The following is a 22,279-nucleotide window of genomic DNA, read 5'->3' as shown; positions in this document are numbered from 1 at the left end:
CATCAATGTTTGCTGGGCCGACGTCTTCGCGGCGATGCGGCGATCCGACAAGCCCGCTCCCACAGGGCGTAGTTTTGCCCCCCCAGGCCATACATTTTCAGTAATGGCCTTGTGACAATATTCCACCTGTACAAGAATTATTCTCGCTACAATCTGCGACTTTTCCACGGCATGGACGCCGTTCGTATCGTCAGCCACGAGAAGTCCCATGCTTACCGGCAGTTATTCCCCCGCACTGGTCCTGATCTCCCTGTTAGTGGCGATCCTCGCTTCCTATACTGCCCTGGACCTGAGCGGCCGTATCGCCACGGCCAAAGGTCGGACCGTGTACCTGTGGATGAGCGGCGGCGCCCTGGCCATGGGGATTGGCGTGTGGTCGATGCACTTTATCGGAATGCTGGCGTTTCGCCTGCCCATTACCCTGGGCTACGACATCGGCATAACGGCGCTGTCGCTGTTGATCGCCGTCCTGTCCAGTGGCTTCGCCCTGTGGCTGGTCAACCAACCGCGCCTGCCGGCCTGGCAACTGGGCTTTGGCGCCCTGATCATGGGCGCGGGTATCAGCACCATGCACTACACCGGCATGGCCGCCTTGCGCATGATGCCGGGGATCGACTACGACCCAACCCTGTTCGGCGCCTCGCTGCTGATCGCCGTCGGCGCTTCGGCGGCCGCCTTGTGGATTGCCTTCAACCTGCGGCGCAACACCCCCTATGTGCGCCTGGCACGGGGCGGGGCGGCGGTGGTGATGGGCGTGGCCATCGTCGGCATGCATTACACCGGCATGGCGGCGGCACGTTTTGCCGATGGCAGTTTCTGCGGGGCGGCGGTGGACGGCCTGAGCGGTAGCGGCCTGGATAATCTGGTGCTGGTGACAACCCTGGCAGTGCTGGCCATCGCCCTGTTGACCTCGTTGCTTGACGCACGCCTGGAGGCGCGCACCGCGATATTGGCCGACTCCCTGACCCTGGCCAACCAGGAACTCACCCACCTGGCCCTGCACGACACACTCACCGGCCTGCCCAACCGCACGCTGCTGGCTGATCGCATTCAGCAGGCCACGCAACTGGTGGCGGAGCAGGGCGGCTGTTTTGCCCTGATGTTTATCGACCTGGACGGTTTCAAGCCAGTCAACGATGCCTTTGGCCACCATCTGGGCGACCAGTTGTTGCGCGAGGTGGGCCTGCGCCTGCGGGAAGACCTGCGCAGCCAGGACACCCTGGCGCGGATCGGCGGCGATGAGTTCGTGCTGCTGGTGCAATTGAGCCAACCCGACGATGCGCTGCGCCTGGCCGAGCGCCAGGTGGGGCTGATCAACCAATCGTTCCGGGTGGCCGAGCATGACTTGAACATCTCCGCCAGCGTCGGCATTGCCCTGTTTCCTGGAAACGGCGCAACCCCCCAGGAACTGTTGATGAATGCCGATGCGGCGATGTATCACGCCAAGAGCATGGGCAAGAACGGCTACAGCTTTTTCGATATGTCGATGAACACCAACGCGCGCCGCCAACTGCAACTGTTGCAGGATCTGCGCAATGCGGTGGAAAAACAGCAACTGCGCCTGTTTTACCAACCCAAGTTCGACGCGCTCAGCGGCCGCGCCATCGGGGCCGAGGCCCTGTTGCGCTGGGAACACCCGCAACATGGGCTGTTGCTGCCGGACAAGTTCATCGAACTTGCGGAAAAGACCGGGGTGATCATCGCCATCGGCGACTGGGTGCTCAACGAAGCGTGCCGGCAAATGCAGGTGTGGTTTGCCCAGGGTTATCGTGACTGGCGCATCGCGGTCAACCTGTCCGCCCTGCAGTTCTGCCATGCGGGGCTGGTCGCCAGTGTGGCCAACGCCCTGCAACGCCACCAGTTGCCGGCCAATAGCCTGACCCTGGAAATCACCGAAACCACGGCCATGAGCGATGCCGATGCCAGCATGACGGTGTTGCAGCAGCTCTCGGAGATGGGCGTGGACCTGTCCATCGACGACTTTGGTACCGGCTACTCGAGCCTGATGTACCTCAAGCGCCTGCCGGCCAACGAGCTGAAAATCGACCGCGGTTTTGTGCGGGACCTGGAGCATGACAGTGACGATGCCGCCATCGTCTCGGCCATTGTCGCCCTGGGCCAGGCCCTCGGCCTGCGCATCGTCGCCGAAGGAGTGGAGACCGATGTGCAGCAGACCTTCCTCACGCGCCTGGGCTGCGACTCGTTGCAAGGCTACCACCTGGGCCACCCGCTGCCGCCGGATACCTTCATGAGCGCGATCGAGGCCAAGGAACGGCTCACCCGACCCTGAGATCAATTGACCCCGGTCCATGCAAAACCTGGCAGGCACAGGTATTCTTGGATCCAACAGCTCACGTTGAATGGGGAGTCAGCACACATGGACAAAGTCGTCATCATTACCGGCGGCAGTCGTGGGATCGGGGCCGCCACGGCCTTGTTGGCGGCCCGGCAGGGCTATCGCATCTGCATCAACTTCCAATCCGATGAACAAGCCGCGTTGGGCGTGCTGGAGCAGGTGCGCGCCTTGGGCGCCCAGGCCATTGCGGTGCGCGCCGACGTGAGCATCGAAGACGAAGTGATCAGCCTGTTCAATCGCGTCGACGCCGAGTTGGGTCGTGTCACCGCGCTGGTCAACAACGCCGGCACGGTGGGGCATAAGTCGCGGGTCGAGGAGATGTCCGAGTTCCGCATCCTGAAAACCCTCAGGACCAATGTGCTGGGGCCGATCCTGTGTGCCAAGCATGCGCTGCTGCGCATGTCGCCCAAGCATGGCGGGCAGGGCGGTAGCATCGTCAATGTCTCGTCGGTAGCCTCACGCATTGGTGCCCCCGGCGAGTATGTCGACTACGCAGCGTCCAAGGGTGCGCTGGACAGCTTCACCATTGGCCTGTCCAAGGAAGTGGCGGGCGAGGGGATTCGGGTCAATGCGGTACGCCCTGGCTACATCTTCACCGACTTCCATGCCTTGAGCGGCGATCCGGATCGGGTCAGCAAGCTTGAATCGGGAATTCCCATGGCCCGTGGCGGGCGCCCGGATGAAGTGGCGGAAGCGATTGTCTGGCTGCTATCGGACAAGGCGTCCTATGCCACCGGGACCTTTGTTGACCTTGGCGGCGGCCGCTAACCGACGCCGTTGTTGGCAGGACGCCTCTGGCAAGCGGGGCGTCAATGCACCAGCCGCAACATATTGCGCCCCAGGCCCTTGGCCTCGTACAGCGCGGCATCGGCCCTGGCAAGCAGGCTGGCGGTGGTATCAGCGTGCTCTGGCACTACACAACAAACCCCGATACTGATGCGCAGTTCAATGCTTGCCCCCCCAAAATGCGCCGGCGCCTCGGCCAGGGAGGCGCGCAGTTGATCGAGGACACTTGTGGCTCCTTCGGGGCTGGTGCCTGGCAGCAATAGCAAAAACTCCTCGCCGCCATACCGACCAATACTGTCGGAATGCCGAAGGCGCTGGGTCAGATGGCAGACACAGTGGCGAATCATCTCATCACCGGCCAGATGCCCATACACATCGTTGATCTGTTTGAAGTGATCTATGTCGACCATCGCCACCGCCAGGTAGGCATTGCCCAGGCGTGCACGTTCCAGTTCGGTGGAAAACTGCTCAAGGATGGCGCGACGATTGAGAATGCCCGTCAGCACATCGCGCTGGGCCAGATGCTGAAGCAGTGACTCGCTGCGTTCTTTGGCCAGTAGCACCAACCCCAGAGAAATCATCATTGCGGTGAACGTGCCGATGCTGACCGAGATGGTTTGCTTGAGGTTGCTGACGTCATAACGCATCTGGGCAGCACCTCCGCCGAGCACAGCCACCACGCGCATGCCCAAGCCAATCAGGCTAATGCTCGAACCAATGATCAGCAACATCCTTGCACGGCCATGGGCCGGGATGTAGCGGCGCGTCCAGTGGATGATCAACGCGCACTGCACCATCAAAACCAGCGTGGCAGCGAGCATGCGCGGTTCCAGGGTTTCGATCAGGCTTGCCATCAGCACCAGCATCAATCCAGCGGGGGCGAATACCCGCCACCAGGGCACTGGCAGCTCAACGATGCGAAATAAACTCGCCCCATAAAAAGCCAGCGCCACCGCCAACAATGTATTGGCGGCACCGTAGGTAAACCACAATGGGGCATGCCCGTAGGAGCTGTAGCCAATGTAGGCCAAGGCATGGGCCAACAAACCGACGCCAATGGTGAGCAAGCCATCACGCTGGTTGAACTGGCCGACCAGAATCAGACAAAACGCCATGATCGTCGCCACTAACGCGACACAGGCAAAAAGCGTGGGGGTATGAGCGACCATGGAATCTCACACAGCGTTTCTAGAAGTGACTCTGTGCGCAAGTCTAGCTGAGCTGGCCGGCTGCCACTATGCGTTTGTCTTTGAAGTGCGCAAGTCCCGGCCAGCGCCTCAATAGCGGGCCACCCTTAGAAGGAGTGCAACACCGGGTAGCCTTTGCGGGCAAACTGGTCCAGGCGGTCAGCCTCTGAGTTGGGCAGGATGACCACACCCAAGTCGGAAAAACCGTCGATCTTGCCGTTGCGCTCCTCGCTGCCTTTGAGCTTGCACTCGTCCAGGTTGTCGATAAAGCGCAGCACCTTGTCCAGATCATAGGCTGCATTGGCGCGCGCATCCGGGTCGGGATTGGCGTGCGTCCAGTCACCCACGTGCCGTTTGAGGTCAAGCTCCAGTTGCCAGCGGTCGTTCCCCTCGAGGTAGCGCCTGAGCACCGAACTCTGTTCAATAATCCTCTCTGCCGAGCGGTGATCCCCGGCAGGGCGTCCCATTGGCGCAGTCAATTGGCGAACTTCGCGCTGCTCTGCGACACGCATGTAATGGGGCGGGATGGGCAATGGAAAAGAAAAAAATGGCAGTACGGTATTTTTCATGGCGCCTCTGTTCTTCAGTAAAAAGAGGCTGATCCTAAACTGCCGGAGGGTGCCTTCCTACGGCAGCGGCTGGCTGATCTATTTCAAGGTGTCTTTCAAAACGAACGGACAATCCGCCCTAGCGTCTCCATGGCCTTTTCCGCCGACTCGTCCCAAGGGCTGCCGTAATTCAGACGGATGCAATTACGAAAACGCTGGGTCGGTGAAAAAATCGGCCCCGGCGCAATACTGATGCCCTGGGCCAGGGCCATCTGGAACAGCTTCAACGAGTCGGTCTGCTCCGGCAGTTCCAGCCACAGGAAGTAGCCGCCGGCGGGTTGGCTGACCCGGGTCTGCGCCGGGAAGTAACGGCCGATGGCGGCGAGCATCGCGCTTTGCTGTTCTTCCAGGGCATAGCGCAGTTTGCGCAGGTGCCGGTCGTAGCCGCCGTGTTGCAAGTAGTCGGCAATCGCCGCCTGGGCCGGCATCGAGGCACACAGCGAGGTCATCAATTTCAAGCGTTCGATCTTCTGCGCATAGCGGCCCGCGGCCACCCAGCCGACGCGGTAGCCGGGTGCCAGGCTCTTGGCGAAGGAGCCGCAGTGCATCACCAGGCCTTCTGTGTCGAAGGCCTTGGCGGGTTTGGGCGCCTGTTGGCCGTAGTACAACTCGGCGTACACATCGTCTTCGATCAGCGGCACCTGATGCCCACGCAGTAACTCGACCAACTCCTGCTTCTTGGCCTCGGGCATGGTGGCGCCCATGGGGTTCTGGAAGCTGGTCATGCACCAGCACGCCTTGATCGGGTAGCGTTCCAGGGTCTGGGTCAGCACCTTGAGGTCAATGCCATCGCGCGGATGCACGGGGATTTCCACCGCCTTGAGCTTCAGGCGTTCCAGCACTTGCAGGCAGGCATAAAACGCCGGGGCCTCGATGGCTACCAGGTCGCCCGGTTCGGTAACGGCTTGCAGGCACAGGTTCAGCGCTTCGAGGGCGCCGTTGGTGATCAGCAGTTCTTCCATGGGCAGCATCAGGCCACCGACCATGTAGCGCAGGGCGATTTGCCGGCGCAGTTGCGGGTTGCCCGGCGACATATCGGTGACCACCATGCGCGGGTCCATCTCGCGGCTGGCGCTGGCCAGGGAGCGGGCCAGGCGTTGCAGGGGGAACAGCGTCGGGCTGGGGAAGGCCGAGCCAAAGGGCACGGTTTGCGGATCCTTGATCGAATCGAGCACCGAAAACACCAGCTCACTGACGTCCACCTCGGTGGATTCGTGGACATGGGCGCTGACCGCCGGCTCCGAGAACGGGCTGGGCGCATGGGTATTGACGAAATACCCTGAACGCGGCCGCGCCCGGATCAGGCCACGGCGCTCCAGCAGGTAATAGGCCTGGAACACCGTGGACGGGCTGACGCCGTAAGTCTGGCTGGCATAGCGCACCGACGGCACGCGCTGGCCCGGTCCGAGGACGCCGGAGCGGATCAGTTCAGCGATGTCGTCGGCAAATTTCTCGTAGCGTTTCATCGTGATCCTAGGTTCTACACAGGTCAAAACGTGGGAGCGGGCTTGCCCGCGATGGCGGTGTGTCAGTAGCCGATAGTTTGACTGACACAGCGTAATCGCGGGCAAGCCCGCACCCACAGGGGGGCTTGCGGGCTCAGCGGTTCAGCGGCGCCACAAAACGGCTGTCGGCGACACTATAAACACTTGGTTCATCCCTATCCGTCACCTTGAAGCGGATGGTTTGCGAGCTGCTGGTCGGTTTGTCACTGGTCAGTGCCACCGACACCGGCACATCGGTGATTTCCCCGGGCGCCAGGCTGACTTCGGTCTTGCCTTGCAGCTCAAAGCCCTCGCCATCCACCAGTTCCAGGCGGTAGTCCTGGCGCTGTTGGGTCTTGTTGATGATCTTCAGGCTGTAGATGTTCTCGATCAGCCCCTGGCTGTTCTCGCGGAACATCCCGCGGTCCTTGGTCACGTCCAGCGACACCATCGGCCGCTGCACCAATGCCATCACCAGAGCCGCAATCATCACCAGCAGCACCGCACTGTAGCCGATCAAGCGTGGCCGCAGCAGGTGGGTCTTGCCGCCTTGCAACTGATGCTCGGAGGTATAGCCCACCAAGCCTCGCGCATAGCCCATCTTGTCCATGATCGAATCACAGGCATCGATACACGCCGCGCAGCCGATGCATTCCATTTGCAGGCCGTCGCGGATATCGATGCCGGTAGGGCAGACCTGCACGCACAACTGGCAGTCGATGCAGTCGCCCAGGCCAACGTCCGCCGGGTTCACCTCGCGCTTGCGCGGGCCACGGCTTTCGCCACGGGCAGCGTCGTAGGAAATGGTCAGGGTGTCCTTGTCGAACATCACGCTCTGAAACCGCGCATAGGGGCACATGTGCATGCACACCGCCTCGCGCAGCCAGCCGGCATTGATGTAAGTGGCGCCGGTAAAAAACAGCACCCAGAACAGGCTGACACCGCCCATCTGCCAGGTCAGCAGCTCTTGGGCCAAGGGCCTGATCGGCGTGAAGTAGCCGACAAAGGTCAGGCCGGTCAGCACACTGATCGCCAGCCACAGCGTGTGCTTGGCGGCCCGGCGCGCCAGTTTGTTCACGCCCCAGGGCGCGGCCTGCAGCTTGATCCTTTGGTTTCGCTCGCCTTCGGTGACCTTCTCGCACCACATGAACAGCCAGGTAAACGAACTTTGCGGGCAGGTGTAGCCACACCAGACGCGGCCGGCAAACACGGTGATCGCAAACAGGCCAAAGGCACAGATGATCAACAGCGCCGACAACAGGATGAAGTCCTGGGGCCAGAAGGTCGCGCCAAAAATATGGAACTTGCTTTCAGCCAAGTCCCACAGCACGGCCTGGCGTGAGTCCCAGTTCAGCCACACAGTGCCAAAAAACGCGAGGAACAGAAAGCCTGCACCGCTTACGCGCAAGGTGCGGAACAGGCCGGTGAAACTGCGGGTATGGATCTGGTTGTCGCTGGATTTGGCCTTCATCTTCTTTGGATGTGCAGGCTCGAAATGTTCTACTAATCGGACGGGGATTCTATCGCTCATGGTCTTTCGCTCATCAGCCTCCATCAGGCAGATGAACTATGCGACGCGATCTGTTTGCATAACAGACTCAGGTAAATCGATAAAAAGCGGATCAGATGGGTTTTTGCGCCGGCGCTGCGACAATGTGCAGCACCCCGCAAGCCGTGGGGCCGGTGCCTGGATCAACAGTGCACGCGGCATGCTGATCCAGATCAATCAAATCACCGAATCACCCGCGCTGGCCTTGAGGTGCTTGCGCCCGTCAATGGCGCCGGCGACGGTCAGGGCGTCGGCTTGTGCCTCGGTGATGTAGATGCGCTGGCCGTCGATCTCGACTGCCGACATCGATTTTTCGCTGTCGGTAATCACCGTCACCTCCAGCACGCTTAGGCGTTGCTCTTCACCGCTGTCGTCGATCTTGAAGTAGCAGGTCTGGTTTTCGATACGTACGGGCATGGTCTTCTCCTGGTTGATCGGTGCTGTTCGTTAGGTGACGCACACGGGCCAATGGTTCGGCGCAACTGACTGGCGGTCGTTGCTGTCCATCCTTTATCCCCCCTACGAAAAGGACAGGACCATGGACGCCTGGTGGCAAGAAGTCTGGCAAACCCTGCAAAGCGAATTCGCCGATATCGGCGATGCGCGGCAACTCACGCAAATCACCGTGCGCCTGCTGATTGCCGCGATTCTGGGGGGCATCCTGGGGTTTGAGCGCGAACAAAAAGGCAAGGCCGCCGGCGTGCGCACCCATATGCTGGTGGCGATGGGTGCGGCCTTGTTTGTGCTGGTGCCGCAGATGGGCGGTTCCCAGGCCGACGCCATGAGCCGGGTGGTGCAGGGGGTGATCGCCGGCATCGGCTTCCTGGGCGCAGGGACGATCCTCAAGGGCAAGGAGGAAGAGGCCGGCCAGCATGTCAAGGGCCTGACCACCGCAGCCGGCTTGTGGATGACCGCCGCCATCGGGGTGGCGGCGGGGCTGGGCAAGGAGTCCACCGCGGTACTGAGCACCGTGCTGGCGCTCGCGGTGTTCAGCGTGATGCCAAGGATTGTGAAGCTGCTGGACAAGCCCTAGCTGCGGGCGCCTACACGATGACCGGCGGTATCGTTGTCGGCGGTTCTTCCTTTGCCGCAGGCACGCTTTGCGGCGGCTCCTGCTGAGGAATCGGCTCTGGCTCGGTCGGCGGCAAGGTAGGCTTATCAATGTTCGGGTCAGGGGTTTGGGCAGGAATCGGGATATTCATCGCGGTGGCCTCGTTTGTGCTTTGCTCAATCGGTGGACAACCGCCATGGCCGATTGATTCCCGCCCGGTGGCGGCACATCCATCTGAACTTTCCGTCGGCCACCGGGCTCGGACCTTATACGGCCCGCCCGGGAAGAGCCCGCCTGCTGCACAGACAATCAAGCACAAGAGCGTCCATGGGGCGTAAGGGGAGATGCTCGATGACGGCTGAAATACCCGTATTACCGCTGTCCCAGGCACTGTTGCTGCCCAGGATCGCCATTGAAGACACCATGCCGGTGATTGATGCCGGTGCATTCGCGGTCAAGGCCGTGCAAGGGCAAACCATCCACGTTACCAGCAAGGTATTCGCTGACGGGCATGACCAGTTGGCCGTGTTGATTCGCTGGCGGTCGTTGAGTGAAGACAACTGGCACAGCGCGGTCATGGCAGACAAGGGCAACAACACCTGGGAAGGCACCTTTGGTGTAAGCCAGCAGGGCCCGCACCACTATTGCATCGAGGCCTGGATCGATCATTTCGCCAGTTTCTGCTACGAACTGGGTAAAAAACACACCGCCGGGGTTCCTGTCAGCCTGGAGCTGCAGGAAGGCCGCCAGCAGGTCTTGCAAGCCGCTGAACGCAGTGAAGGTGAGCTGCAGGAGCACTTGCAGCAACTGCATCACCAACTGTCCGGGCTGCTGGAAACCGAGCAGGTCGCGCTGTTTTTGCACGAACACAGTGCACAGCTGATGGCCCAGGCCGATTTGCGCCCCTACTTGAGCATCAGCCCGGTGTATCCACTGGATGTGGAGCGCCCCCAAGCGCTGTTTGCCAGTTGGTACGAGCTGTTCCCGCGCTCGATCACCGATGACCCGACGCGCCACGGCACGTTCAATGACGTGCATTCGCGCCTGGCGATGATCCACGACATGGGCTTTGACGTGCTGTACTTCCCGCCGATCCACCCCATCGGCCGCAGCCACCGCAAGGGCAAGAACAACTCCCTGAGCGCCGGCCCCGAGGATCCCGGCAGTCCCTATGCGATTGGCAGCGAGGAGGGCGGCCACGACGCGATCCATTCGCAACTGGGCACCCGCGAAGATTTCCGCCGCCTGGTAGCCGCCGCCGCCGAGCATGGCCTGGAGATCGCCCTGGACTTTGCCATCCAGTGCTCCCAGGACCACCCGTGGCTCAAGCAACACCCAGGTTGGTTCAACTGGCGCCCGGACGGCACGATCAAATACGCGGAAAACCCGCCGAAAAAATACCAGGACATCGTCAACGTTGACTTCTATGCCGCCGATGCGATCCCCAGCCTGTGGTTGGAGTTGCGCGATATCGTGCTGGGCTGGGTCGAGGAGGGGGTCAAGACCTTCCGCGTCGACAACCCCCACACCAAGCCGCTGCCATTTTGGCAATGGCTGATCAGCGACGTACGGGCCCAGCACCCCGAGGTGATCTTCCTTGCCGAGGCCTTTACCACCCCGGCGATGATGGCGCGCCTGGGCAAGGTCGGTTACTCCCAGAGCTACACCTACTTCACCTGGCGCAACACCAAGGCCGAACTCAGCGAGTACTTCACCCAACTCAACCAGTCGCCCTGGCGTGAGTGCTACCGGCCGAACTTTTTCGTCAATACACCGGACATCAACCCAGGCTTTCTGCATGAATCCGGGCGCCCGGGCTTTTTGATCCGCGCTGCACTGGCCACCATGGGCTCGGGCCTGTGGGGGATGTACTCGGGCTTTGAACTGTGTGAAAGCGCGCCAGTGCCGGGCAAGGAGGAATACCTGGACTCGGAAAAGTACGAGATCCGCCCCCGGGACTTCAGCGCCCCCGGCAACATCATCGCCGAGATCGCCCAGCTCAACCGCATCCGCCGGCAAAACCCGGCGCTGCAGACACACCTGGGCCTGACGCTCTACAACGCCTTCAACGACAACATCCTGTACTTCGGCAAGCGCAGCGAGGATGGCAGCAACTTCATCCTGATCGCCGTCAGCCTCGACCCGTTCAACCCCCAGGAGGCGCATTTTGAGTTGCCGCTGTGGGAGATGGGCCTGCCGGACGACGCCCAGGTGCAGGGCGAAGACCTGATGAATGGCCATCGCTGGACCTGGTACGGCAAGACCCAATGGATGCGCATCGAGCCCCATATGCCGTTTGGCATCTGGCGCGTCACCCAGTCTTGAGTCGGATGCAGATCAACTGTGGGAGCGGGCTTGCCCGCGATAGCAGTGTGTCAGTCACGTATCCATCAACTGATCCAGCGCTATCGCGGGCAAGCCCGCTCCCACATTGACCACGTCCTGTCTGTCAATTTTTTTGAATTTTCCAGGAGTTTCCAATGGCGAAGAAACCCAAGGCTGCCACCTTTATCAAAGACCCGCTCTGGTACAAAGATGCGGTGATTTACCAGGTTCACGTCAAATCCTATTTCGACTCCAACAACGACGGCATCGGTGACTTCCCCGGGTTGATCGCCAAACTCGACTACATCGCCGACCTGGGCGTGAACACCATCTGGCTGCTGCCGTTTTACCCCTCGCCACGCCGTGACGATGGCTATGACATCGCCGAATACCGTGGCGTGCACAGCGACTACGGGACCATGGCCGACGCCAAGCGCTTTATCGCCGAGGCGCACAAGCGCGGCCTGCGGGTGATCACGGAACTGGTGATCAACCACACCTCCGACCAGCACCCGTGGTTCCAGCGCGCGCGCAAGGCCAAGCCCGGCTCCAGCGCGCGGGATTTCTACGTGTGGTCTGACGACGAGCAGAAATACGACGGCACCCGCATCATTTTCCTCGACACCGAAAAGTCCAACTGGACCTGGGACCCGGTCGCCGGCCAGTACTTCTGGCACCGCTTCTATTCCCACCAGCCGGACCTCAACTTCGACAACCCGCAAGTCATGAAGGCTGTGCTGTCGGTGATGCGCTACTGGCTGGACATGGGCATCGACGGCCTGCGCCTGGACGCGATTCCTTACCTGATCGAGCGCGACGGCACCAACAACGAAAACCTCCCCGAAACCCACGATGTACTCAAGCAGATCCGTGCCGAGATCGACGCCAATTACCCCGACCGCATGCTGCTCGCCGAAGCCAACCAATGGCCGGAAGATACCCAGCTGTACTTTGGCGACCAGAAGGGCGACGACGGCGATGAATGCCACATGGCCTTCCACTTCCCGCTGATGCCGCGCATGTACATGGCGCTGGCCCAGGAAGATCGCTTCCCGATCACCGATATCCTGCGCCAGACCCCGGAAATCCCTGCCAACTGCCAATGGGCGATTTTCCTGCGCAACCATGATGAGCTGACCCTGGAAATGGTCACCGACAAGGAGCGCGACTACCTGTGGAACTACTACGCCGCCGACCGCCGCGCGCGCATCAACCTGGGGATTCGCCGGCGCCTGGCGCCACTGATGGAACGCGACCGGCGCCGCATCGAGCTGCTCAACAGCCTGCTGCTGTCGATGCCCGGCACACCGACCCTGTATTACGGTGATGAAATCGGCATGGGCGACAACATCTACCTCGGCGACCGCGACGGCGTGCGTACGCCGATGCAATGGTCCATCGACCGCAACGGCGGGTTTTCCCGTGCCGACCCGGCCAGCCTGGTGCTGCCACCGATCATGGACCCGCTCTACGGCTACCAGTCGGTCAACGTCGAAACCCAGGCCCAGGACCCCCATTCGCTGCTGAACTGGACCCGCCGCATGCTGGCGATCCGCAAGCAGTCCAAGGCCTTCGGGCGCGGCAGCCTGAAAATGCTCTCACCGAGCAACCGCCGGATCCTGGCCTACACCCGCGAATACACCGGCGTCGATGGCAAGCACGAAATCATCCTGTGCGTGGCCAACGTGTCGCGCACGGCCCAGGCGGCGGAGCTGGACCTGTCAGCCTTTGCCGGCATGGTTCCGGTGGAAATGCTCGGGGGCAACGCCTTCCCGCCCATTGGCCAGCTGAATTTTCTCCTGACCCTGCCTCCTTATGGCTTCTACTGGTTCGTGCTGGCTACCGAAAACCAGATGCCCAGCTGGCATGTGGAACCGGCCCAGAGCCTGCCGGACTTCACAACCCTGGTCCTGAAAAAACGCCTCGAAGAGTTGCTCGAAACGCCGTGCCGCACCACCCTGGAGCAGACCTCGTTGCCCAGCTGGCTGCCCAACCGGCGCTGGTTTGCCAATAAAGACTCGGCCATCGACCGTGTGCATATCGCCTATGGCGTGCGCTTTGGCGATGCCCAGCATCCGGTATTGCTCAGCGAGATTGAAGTGACCAGCGGCGGGCAGACCAGCCGTTACCAACTGCCATTCGGCTTGCTCGGCGAAGACCAGTTCACCAGTGCCTTGCCGCAACAACTGGCCCTGGCCCGGGTGCGCCGGGTGCGCCAGGTGGGCCTGATCACCGATGCCTTCAGCCTCGACAGCTATATCCGTGCCGTCATCGACGGCCTGCGCGCCCAAACGGTGCTCAGCAGTAGCGACGGCGAGATTCGTTTCGAACCCACCCCGCACTTGGCCGACTTGCCGGTAGGCGATGAGTTGCAAGTGCGTTACCTGGCGGCCGAGCAGTCCAACAGTTCGGTGGTGGTCGGCGAAAGCCTGGTGCTCAAGTTGATCCGCAAAGTCAGCGCCGGGGTTCACCCGGAACTGGAAATGGGCGCCTACCTGACCGCCGCCGGCTACAGGCATATCTCGCCATTGCTGGGCTCGGTGATCCGGCGCGATGCCGCGGGTGAGGACAATCTGTTGATGATTGCCCAGGGCTATCTCAGTAACCAGGGCGACGCCTGGGCCTGGACCCAGAACAACCTGGAGCGGGCGATCCGCGACGAACTGGCCGAAGCGATCTCCGAGCAGGAGCAGCACTACAACGCCCTGGGTGAACTGGCAGATTTCGCCGGGTTGCTCGGCCAGCGGCTGGGGGAAATGCACCAGGTGCTGGCCGCGCCAACGGCCAACCCGGACTTCAAGCCTGAAGTCACCTCGGTCAAGGACAGCCAGGGCTGGGCCAAACAGGTGGGGGCGCAGATTGAACGCGCCTTGCAGTTGCTCAAACAGCATCAAACCCAATTGAACCCCGCCGACCAGGCGTTGGTCACTCAACTGCTGGGGCAAAAAAAGGCGATTGCCAGCCATGTGCAGGACCTGGCGAAAGCCACGGTGGGCGGCTTGCGTATCCGGGTCCATGGTGATTTGCATCTGGGCCAGGTGCTGGTAGTCAAGGGCGATGCCTACCTGATCGACTTCGAAGGCGAACCTGCACGGCCGCTGCACGAGCGCCGGGGCAAGCACAGCCCGTACAAGGACGTCAGCGGCGTACTGCGCTCGTTCGACTATGCCGGCGCCATGGCCCTGAATGTGCAAGGGCAGGGGCTGGATCACTCGGCCGACGCCGATGCGGCACGCCAGCGTGTCGCCGATCGTTACCTGAGTGAAGCTCGCCAGGCATTTATCCAGGCGTATCAACAGGCTACGTCTACACTGGCGCATGGCTGGCAGGATGCCAAAGGGGCGGATGCGGCACTGGCACTGTTCAGCCTGGAGAAGGCTGCGTATGAAGTGGCCTACGAGGCAGAGAACCGCCCGACCTGGTTGGCGGTGCCTTTACGCGGATTGCACGGGTTATTGCAAGGTTATTAATGACGTTCAGTCCAAGCGCGCGAACGTCAAGGTGGGAGAAACCATGAGCTTTACACATAAAGAACCGCTGCAATCGAAGTTCGCTGTCATGCCTGCGCCCAAGGATATCGAAGCCCTGGTGCGTGCCGAACATCCGGATCCTTTTGCGATCCTCGGCCCCCATGACGATGAGCAGGGCGGCCAGGTTATCCGTGCATTCCTGCCGGAAGCCTTGAGCGTCCTGGTGCTGGCCCGCGACAGCGGCGATGTGCTCGGCAGCCTCGACGCGACCCCAGTCCCTGGCTTGTTTATCGGGCATGTCTCCACGCGCCAGGGCTACCTGCTGAAGATCCAATGGGCCGGCGGCGAGCAGATCACCGAAGACCCCTACAGCTTCGGCCAGTTGCTTGGCGAGATGGACCTGTACCTGTTTGCCGAGGGCAATCACCGCGACCTGAGCAGTTGTCTGGGCGCCCAGGTGATGAGTGTGGAGGGTATCCAGGGCGTGCGTTTTGCCGTGTGGGCACCCAATGCCCGCAGGGTTTCGGTGGTCGGCGACTTCAATATCTGGGACGGGCGCCGCCACCCGATGCGCCTGCGGCATCCCGCCGGGGTCTGGGAGATCTTTATCCCGCGCCTGCAACCGGGCGCCGCCTACAAATACGAAATCCTCGGCGCCAGCGGCATCCTGCCGCTCAAGGCCGACCCCATGGCCCTGGCCACGCAGTTGCCGCCCGACACGGCGTCGAAAGTCGCCGCACCGTTGCAAGTGGACTGGGCAGATGAAGCCTGGATGCAAGCCCGTGGCGAACGCCAGGCGCCCAGTGCGCCGTTGTCGATCTATGAACTGCACGTGGGTTCCTGGCAGTGCGAGCTCGACGAATTGGGCGAAGTGTCACGCCAATACGGCTGGCGCGAGCTGGGCGAGCGGCTGATCCCCTATGTGCAGCAACTGGGGTTTACCCATATCGAACTGATGCCGATCATGGAGCATCCCTTCGGTGGTTCCTGGGGCTACCAGCCGCTGTCGCAATTTGCGCCCAGCGCGCGCTTCGGCTCACCGGATGAGTTTGGCGCCTTCGTCAACGCCTGCCACCAGGCAGGCATCGGCATCATTCTCGACTGGGTGCCGGCGCATTTTCCCACCGATACCCACGGCCTGGCCCAGTTCGACGGCACTGCGCTGTACGAGTACGGCAACCCGCTGGAAGGTTTCCACCAGGATTGGGACACGCTGATCTACAACCTGGGGCGCACCGAAGTCCACGGTTTTATGCTGGCCTCGGCGCTGCACTGGCTCAAGCATTTCCATATCGATGGGCTGCGGGTGGATGCGGTGGCGTCGATGCTGTATCGCGACTATTCACGCAAGGCCGGCGAGTGGGTGCCCAACCGCCACGGTGGGCGCGAGAACCTCGAAGCCATCGACTTCCTGCGGCATTTGAATGACGTGGTGGCCCTGGAAGCCCCCGGCGCCCTGGTGATCGCCGAGGAGTCCACGGCCTGGCCGGGCGTCAGCCAGCCGACCCAGCAGGGCGGCCTGGGCTTCAACTACAAATGGAACATGGGCTGGATGCACGATTCGCTGCATTACATCCAGCAAGACCCGGTGTACCGCGCCCATCACCACAATGAGCTGAGTTTCGGCCTGGTGTACGCCTGGTCCGAACGTTTTGTGCTGCCCATTTCCCACGATGAAGTGGTGCACGGCAAACACTCGTTGATCGACAAGATGCCCGGCGACCGCTGGCAGAAATTCGCCAACCTGCGGGCCTACCTGAGCTTCATGTGGATGCACCCCGGCAAAAAGCTATTGTTCATGGGCTGTGAATTCGGCCAGTGGCGCGAGTGGAACCACGACCAGCAACTGGACTGGTACCTGCTGCAATACCCGGAGCACCGCGGCGTGCAAAAACTGGTGGGCGATCTCAACCGCCTGTACCGCGAAGAGCCGGCGCTGCACGAGCAGGACGCCGCGCCCCAGGGCTTCCAGTGGTTGATTGGCGACGACGCGATCAACAGCGTCTATGCCTGGCTGCGCTGGAGCAAGGACGGCAAGGCGGTGCTGGTGGTGGCCAACTTCACCCCGGTGCCCCGCGAGGCGTACACGGTGGGCGTGCCCTTTGCCGGCACTTGGAAAGAGCTGATCAACAGTGATGCCGACACCTATTCCGGCTCCAACTACGGCAATGGCGGTGAAGTCTTTACCCAGGACGAGCCGCGCCATGGGCAGCCGGTGTCACTGGCGTTGAATCTACCGCCACTGGGGGTGCTGATCCTGGGCCAGGAATGAAACCCCAGGGGCCGGCCAGCCGGCTCCTTGGGATGATCTGACGAACGTTGTTACCAATCCTCTGGAGCATCTTCTTACAGGCGCTCCACACAAGGGTGTCTGTGTATCCTTGCCAGAGGCGAAAGGCCATGACGTCTGTCCACCTGAATGCCCCACCTCCCGCTGTCGCTCTTTCTCACGTGCAGCCGGCCAACGCCCAGGCCAGTTCCGGCCTGGCGCTAGTGCAGCCGACCACGCAAACAGCCGATTCTTACCAGGCGCAACTGCGCGGAAAACTGGCGGATCTGGACGAAATATCTCGGGTGCTACACCAACTCAAAACATCGGACGGCCCCGGCGGCGATGTGAATAAAAGCCTGTTCCTCAACAAAGATTCACCGTTGATCCCGCCCAACGGCTCCACCCAGCCAGGCACCAATCGGCTGGACAACATGCTCAGGTTCTATGGGGTTGTGCCGGCCGATCCGAGGACGCCTGCGCAAGTGCAGGCGGCGCTTGATGCCACGCAAGATGCCCGCAGCGAAATTGCCCTGGGCCTGGATGATGGGGCCACTGATGTGGACGGTTTACTGCAACCGAGCACTGAGCCCGCTATCGCGGCATGGGTCGCCAAGCAGGAGGCCACGTCTAAAAAGCCCCTGCTCAGCCTGTTGACCGAGGGCCTCTCGCCACAGGCCCTGGCCAAAGCCCAGGGCACGCCGGCCGCCGTGCTCGAGCTAATACTCAAATCCCCCCAGGCCAAGGCGCTGCTTGAACAGTTGTTGAGGCACCTGGGCGGCGCGCCGTTTCCCCTCGATGGGGTGATTGCTCCCCAGGTAAAGGTCAAGTTGCTGGTGAAGGCCCTGAGCTTGAGCCTGGACCCGTTGCACGGGCGCAAACCTGGGCATATTGCCGGTTTTGATCTGGCTTCACGTGACCTGGCGAACCAAAGCTATCCGGCGATCAAGGCGCAATTTCGCCAGCACCTGGTCGACTCCAGGCAGTTGTCCGCCGACCAGGCGCATCTGGCGGCCTACGTTCTGCGCGCCCGGTTCCCGGCCGATTTTTCCGTACGTGATGTGCCCGCCGACCTTGCGTATCAAGGATCGGCAGTGTGGGTGAATTTCCAGCACGGCGTCAGTTTGGCGGAGGCGATCCGGCCCGGTTCGTCGCGCAGCATGGGCTTCCAGGAGCTGGTTGACCTGCCCGGCAAGTTCAGCGAACAAGCCACCACCGACGCCCAGTGGGCGCTTATCACATCGACCCGTATCCCGGCGACCCTGGATTGGGCGGTGGTGCAGGGGGTAATCGCGCACAAAGACAGCTATTTGCAGGAGGACATCAACAAGGCGGTCACGGCGTTTGATGCCCATCTTGATCGGGTGGTCGCGGCAACCCAGCAAATGGCAGCCGATGTGCCGATGCGCAAGGATTATTTCGAGCGCATGGAGAAGGGCACCTCGCGTACCGAACTGCTGAGCATGATCAGCCCGATTTTTGCCCTGTACCGGCACATGAGCGGTGAGAAAATCACCCCCTCGGACATCCGCTATCAATACCCTGTGTATGACGAAGATCAGTTCCAGGGCAAGTTTGACCAATACCTGGCCGACACCAAGGTTGCCTATTCACAACTTATCCGCAGCCAACTGACCCAGTTGCCCATAAAGGATCGCACAGCGCTTGAGCAGGGTGACGTCACGGTGTTTGCCCTGCGCACAAAGCCCGGCCCCGGCCATGAGACGGATGAAGAGAAACGGGCCGCCGTGACACGCCCGGCGTTTATTCTCAAGGCCGTGCATGACGGCCAGACAAACTACTACGAAATCAATCCGCTCAAGGGCATCGCCCGGCGCCGCGACGACTTGCAGCCGATCCTGGAGGCCTACAATCCTGCGGACAAAAGCTATGGCAAGGACTTCATCTCTGTTGAGCACGCCGCAGACGGCGTGCCTAGCGAAGAGTTGGTGGTGCGCAATACCCGCCCCGACAGCCGGGCCGAGTTCAAGCAGCAGTGGGCCGCCTACACGGCAGGCAAGGGGCCTAGACCCAAGAGTTTTTCGATCGTGGTGCCGCAACAGCTTGCGCACTTCGCCGCGACGGGAAACCCATCCAAAAGTTTGGTGCCGCGCACCTTTGACTCCGAGCGTTCGGTCGCCATTGCCAAGGCCATTACCACGGATCTGTTTTATGTCGATGAGGACACGCTCAAGCAATGGACCGCGTCGGACCCCGCCCGGGAAAGCGCAGCGCATAAAAACGATGAAGCATTCTGGGAGCGGGTCAAAGGCGTCGGCCAAATGGTTATTCCGTTCTGGAGTGGTATTGAGAACCTGGTCAACGGCAACACCAAGCAGGGCATCATGGAGCTGGTGGTCGATGGGCTACTGACCTTCGCCAGCCCGGCGGGCAAGCTGGCAGCAGGCTCGGTGCGCCTGCTGTCCCAGGCCGGCAAGATCGGCGTGCGCGCACTGCTGCCAAAATTTGCGCCCCTGGTGAAGAAGTTCGCGGTTTCCGTGGCGCGCAATCTCAACCCCCTGGACCCGGTGATGCCCGCGCTGAACAGCGTCGGGAACCGTCTGATGAAGCACGGGAGCCTCCAACTCAAGGAGGTCCAGGCCGGCATTGCGAAATTCAGACAATCGGCCGCCCTTGAACTGCCTGGCAGAGGCCGTTACGACATCACCCAGCAAATCCCCCTGACCGCCAGGCCCCTGGCGCCAGGCCAGACTGTACGGGTGGCCGAAGGCATCACCAGTGACCAGGCCCGCGTCCTGCATCGGCGCACGCACAGCGATGTGGTGGTCGGTGATGACGTCTATCGTTATCGCCCGAAAAACCCCGAGAGCCTGATCAAACTGGGCGGCCCCAGCGATACCGAGCCATTTGAAGGCTTCGTATTGACCTGTGGTGTCGGGGGCCGGCGTTTCAAGCGCGATCTGGGTGACCTGTGCTACACCAAGCAAATCGAACCTGGCGGCACTCCGATATTTCAGGACGCCCAGGCCCTGGAGCATCGCCGCCTGATTCCTGGCGCGGGCCCGGTGAAAGGGCCACGCACGGTGATTCACGAACACCGTCGCTACCGCGTCAACGAAGCAGGCAACCAGGAACTGCTGCCGATGGCCAGCACCCAGCCTGTCACCTACAAAAACCGTACCTCTGGCACCGTGGTCAATGAGCCGGACTTTGGTTACGACGACTTCGGCGTGCCCCGGGCGCTCAATCAGGAAACGCTGGTGATCAAAATGGATGCCATCAGCGATTTGAGCAACGATCAGCGCGTCGTCAGAGGGCTCAAGATCGACCATGCTGGCCAGCAATACGTGATGGTCGAGGGCGATACCGGGGTGTATTTCTTCGCGCCGCTGGACGGCACCGGCAAGCTGGACTTTCATCGTCTGACCCGCAGTGGCCCACTGGACCTGGAGTTCATCCGCCGGTACGACCACTACAAGGATGTCTACAGCTTTGTGGCGCAGGGACTGCCGGATAACCCGCTAGTGGTACTGCCCAGCCTTGAGACCCTGATCAAGAAAATTGTCGCGGATGAGCCCATGTCGCCTGCGGAAATCGACCACTTGGTCAAGGTCCTGCGCGCACTTCCCCCCGAAAAGCAGCGTGAAGTCTTGATGGGGGTGTATGCCGCCGGGAGCAACCCTGGGCATGTGGTGGTTGCGGCAAAACCGGTGCGGCTCTCGCCGATCAACAAACCGGCGGACTTCGCCCTGTTGCCGACCGAACAGCAGAACCATTTATATGCACAGGGCGGCAGCAAAGCGGTTGAAGAGCAATTCCAGGCCACGGGCATAAGGTCGGCCAATCAACAGGTTCCCGGCCTTCCCGCGGAGGTCGTTCGCAGCCAGACAGCCACGGAGATGGTGGGCTGGCTCTACACCCGCACTGGGGCGCCCAACTATTCGCAAATGGTCCTCAAGACCGGTGCCGGCAATTGCGACCAGATGGCCAAGGTGGCGGTGGATACGATCAACGCCAGTGGCGGCAATGCGCGGATCGCCCAGGTCAAGGGGCATACATTCGCCGTGGTCGGCGGGCCGCCCGGCCAGCCGCGCAGCAAAGGCTTCACGGGGCCGGAATGGGACGAGGCGTGGGTGGTCGACCCGTGGGCCGGCATTTCGTGCAAGGCCGCGGACTATCCGGCCCAATTCAAGGCGCGGATGCAGGAGTGGAGCCAGTCGGGCCGGCGCATCCTGATCAGCGACGGGGGCACGCCGCCGCGCTCGGTGTGGAGCGACCCCATGGAGCCACGCTGGATCCGCGCCACCGTCGATGGCGAGGCGCAGGTGTTTCAATAGGACTGCGTAACGCCGTGTGGCGTGGTGCTCCAAGGCATTACAGAAACACAATCTCGTAGGGTACGCGCATGCGCTCCAGCAGCACCGGGGGCAGCATCGGCGCCAGGCCGATCAAAGGGTCGCCGAGCAACTGGCTGGCGTAGGCATGGGCCGCGTGGCGTTTGCGCGCCACGCTCCAGGTGTCGAGGCGTATCTTGCGCGCGCACTGCCAGGGCATGCGCCCGGCTTCGCGGGCGGGCCAGTGCCAGGCCCAGATCGGCAGCTCCAGCAGGCGCGCGCCGGTCAGCGCGCAGGCGATGGCGGTGGCACGGCCGACGGCATCGTGGTCGTCATTGCCATCATTGCGCCAGGTGGTGAATACGACGTCACCGGGTTGCAGGTAGCGGGCGATAAATTGGCTCAAGAGCTGTTCGCGGCCCGCCAGGGCGTTGTCGCAAAAGCCCCCGCGAATCCACTTCAGGCTATGCATGGGCAAGCCGAGGCGGCGCAGGGCCTCGACACTCTCCTGGGGCCGGAACACGCTCAAGCGCTGCGCCGACCACTGGTTGGAGCCCGGATGGCTGGCGCTGCCGTCGGTGATCGAGATCAGTTTCAAGGGATAGTCGAGGGCGCTGAGCAGTTGCAGCAAACCGCCACAGGCCAGCACTTCGTCACCCGGATGCGGCGCCACCACCACCACTCGCGAGCCAGGAGGCACCAGTAGGGAAGGGCTGATGGTGGGGATTTGCGCCAATTGCGGCGCGCTGTTCCAGATTTGCGCCGGCGTGCGGCGAACGTCGTTCAAAGTGGCGGGATTGATCAATGTTACGTCCTTGTCCTGGTAATGCAGGTCGTGCCCCGTGGCCGGGTCGACTCTCCTTTTTGTCGCGCCGGCCTCATGGCCGGTGCGGCACGCT

At 61.8% G+C, this 22,279-nt stretch carries 13 protein-coding genes; 7 read left to right on the top strand and 6 right to left on the bottom strand.

The window, feature by feature from the left end:
* The first annotated feature begins 208 nt into the window (after positions 1-208).
* Both ACSSVH_RS13200 and ACSSVH_RS13195 read left to right on the top strand, forming a co-directional pair.
* Positions 209-2,290, top strand: coding sequence for a putative bifunctional diguanylate cyclase/phosphodiesterase (locus ACSSVH_RS13200; protein WP_432754159.1), 2,082 nt, complete (start codon positions 209-211; stop codon positions 2,288-2,290).
* Between the two features lie 87 nt (positions 2,291-2,377).
* Positions 2,378-3,124, top strand: coding sequence for an SDR family oxidoreductase (locus tag ACSSVH_RS13195; protein ID WP_170041369.1), 747 nt, complete (start codon positions 2,378-2,380; stop codon positions 3,122-3,124).
* A gap of 41 nt (positions 3,125-3,165) precedes the next feature.
* Here ACSSVH_RS13195 and ACSSVH_RS13190 read toward each other — a convergent pair whose 3' ends face one another.
* The 5 genes from ACSSVH_RS13190 to ACSSVH_RS13170 form a co-directional block, all read right to left on the bottom strand.
* Positions 3,166-4,311, bottom strand: coding sequence for a GGDEF domain-containing protein (locus ACSSVH_RS13190; protein ID WP_492633281.1), 1,146 nt, complete (start codon positions 4,309-4,311; stop codon positions 3,166-3,168).
* Positions 4,312-4,436: 125 nt separating this feature from the next.
* A complete protein-coding gene (locus ACSSVH_RS13185; RefSeq protein ID WP_492633280.1) occupies positions 4,437-4,898 on the bottom strand; it encodes a hypothetical protein in 462 nt (153 codons plus the stop codon).
* Positions 4,899-4,993: 95 nt separating this feature from the next.
* Positions 4,994-6,403 (bottom strand): GntR family transcriptional regulator MpaR, encoded by a 1,410-nt coding sequence (gene mapR, locus ACSSVH_RS13180; RefSeq protein WP_492634687.1) that lies wholly within the window; start codon positions 6,401-6,403, stop codon positions 4,994-4,996.
* A gap of 133 nt (positions 6,404-6,536) precedes the next feature.
* Positions 6,537-7,952 (bottom strand): cytochrome c oxidase accessory protein CcoG, encoded by a 1,416-nt coding sequence (gene ccoG, locus ACSSVH_RS13175; RefSeq protein WP_170057305.1) that lies wholly within the window; start codon positions 7,950-7,952, stop codon positions 6,537-6,539.
* A 195-nt stretch (positions 7,953-8,147) separates the two neighbouring features.
* The gene (locus ACSSVH_RS13170; protein WP_169951784.1) at positions 8,148-8,387 is read right to left on the bottom strand and encodes a DUF3203 family protein; all 240 of its coding nucleotides are present in this window, start codon (positions 8,385-8,387) and stop codon (positions 8,148-8,150) included.
* Between the two features lie 121 nt (positions 8,388-8,508).
* Between ACSSVH_RS13170 and ACSSVH_RS13165 the strand changes: the two genes are divergently transcribed.
* The 5 genes from ACSSVH_RS13165 (at position 8,509) to ACSSVH_RS13145 (ending at position 21,383) form a co-directional block, all read left to right on the top strand.
* The gene (locus ACSSVH_RS13165) at positions 8,509-9,003 is read left to right on the top strand and encodes an MgtC/SapB family protein (protein ID WP_170041372.1); all 495 of its coding nucleotides are present in this window, start codon (positions 8,509-8,511) and stop codon (positions 9,001-9,003) included.
* Positions 9,004-9,372: 369 nt separating this feature from the next.
* Positions 9,373-11,346: an alpha-1,4-glucan--maltose-1-phosphate maltosyltransferase gene (locus tag ACSSVH_RS13160; RefSeq protein ID WP_492634686.1), complete on the top strand. Its 1,974-nt coding sequence runs from the start codon at positions 9,373-9,375 to the stop codon at positions 11,344-11,346.
* 155 nt (positions 11,347-11,501) lie between these two features.
* A complete protein-coding gene (treS, locus tag ACSSVH_RS13155) occupies positions 11,502-14,816 on the top strand; it encodes a maltose alpha-D-glucosyltransferase (RefSeq protein WP_492634685.1) in 3,315 nt (1,104 codons plus the stop codon).
* Positions 14,817-14,859: 43 nt separating this feature from the next.
* The gene (glgB, locus tag ACSSVH_RS13150; RefSeq protein WP_492634684.1) at positions 14,860-17,088 is read left to right on the top strand and encodes a 1,4-alpha-glucan branching protein GlgB; all 2,229 of its coding nucleotides are present in this window, start codon (positions 14,860-14,862) and stop codon (positions 17,086-17,088) included.
* 128 nt (positions 17,089-17,216) lie between these two features.
* Positions 17,217-21,383: a hypothetical protein gene (locus tag ACSSVH_RS13145; protein WP_492634683.1), complete on the top strand. Its 4,167-nt coding sequence runs from the start codon at positions 17,217-17,219 to the stop codon at positions 21,381-21,383.
* A 37-nt stretch (positions 21,384-21,420) separates the two neighbouring features.
* Here the strand turns inward: ACSSVH_RS13145 and ACSSVH_RS13140 are convergent, their stop codons facing one another.
* Positions 21,421-22,182: a PIG-L family deacetylase gene (locus tag ACSSVH_RS13140; protein WP_169951973.1), complete on the bottom strand. Its 762-nt coding sequence runs from the start codon at positions 22,180-22,182 to the stop codon at positions 21,421-21,423.
* Between the last annotated feature and the right edge of the window lie 97 nt (positions 22,183-22,279).

This window comes from Pseudomonas sp. HC1(2025) (assembly GCF_058742075.1).
Note: the sequence above shows the minus strand (reverse complement) of the source record. Positions and strands in the feature narration are given on the sequence as shown.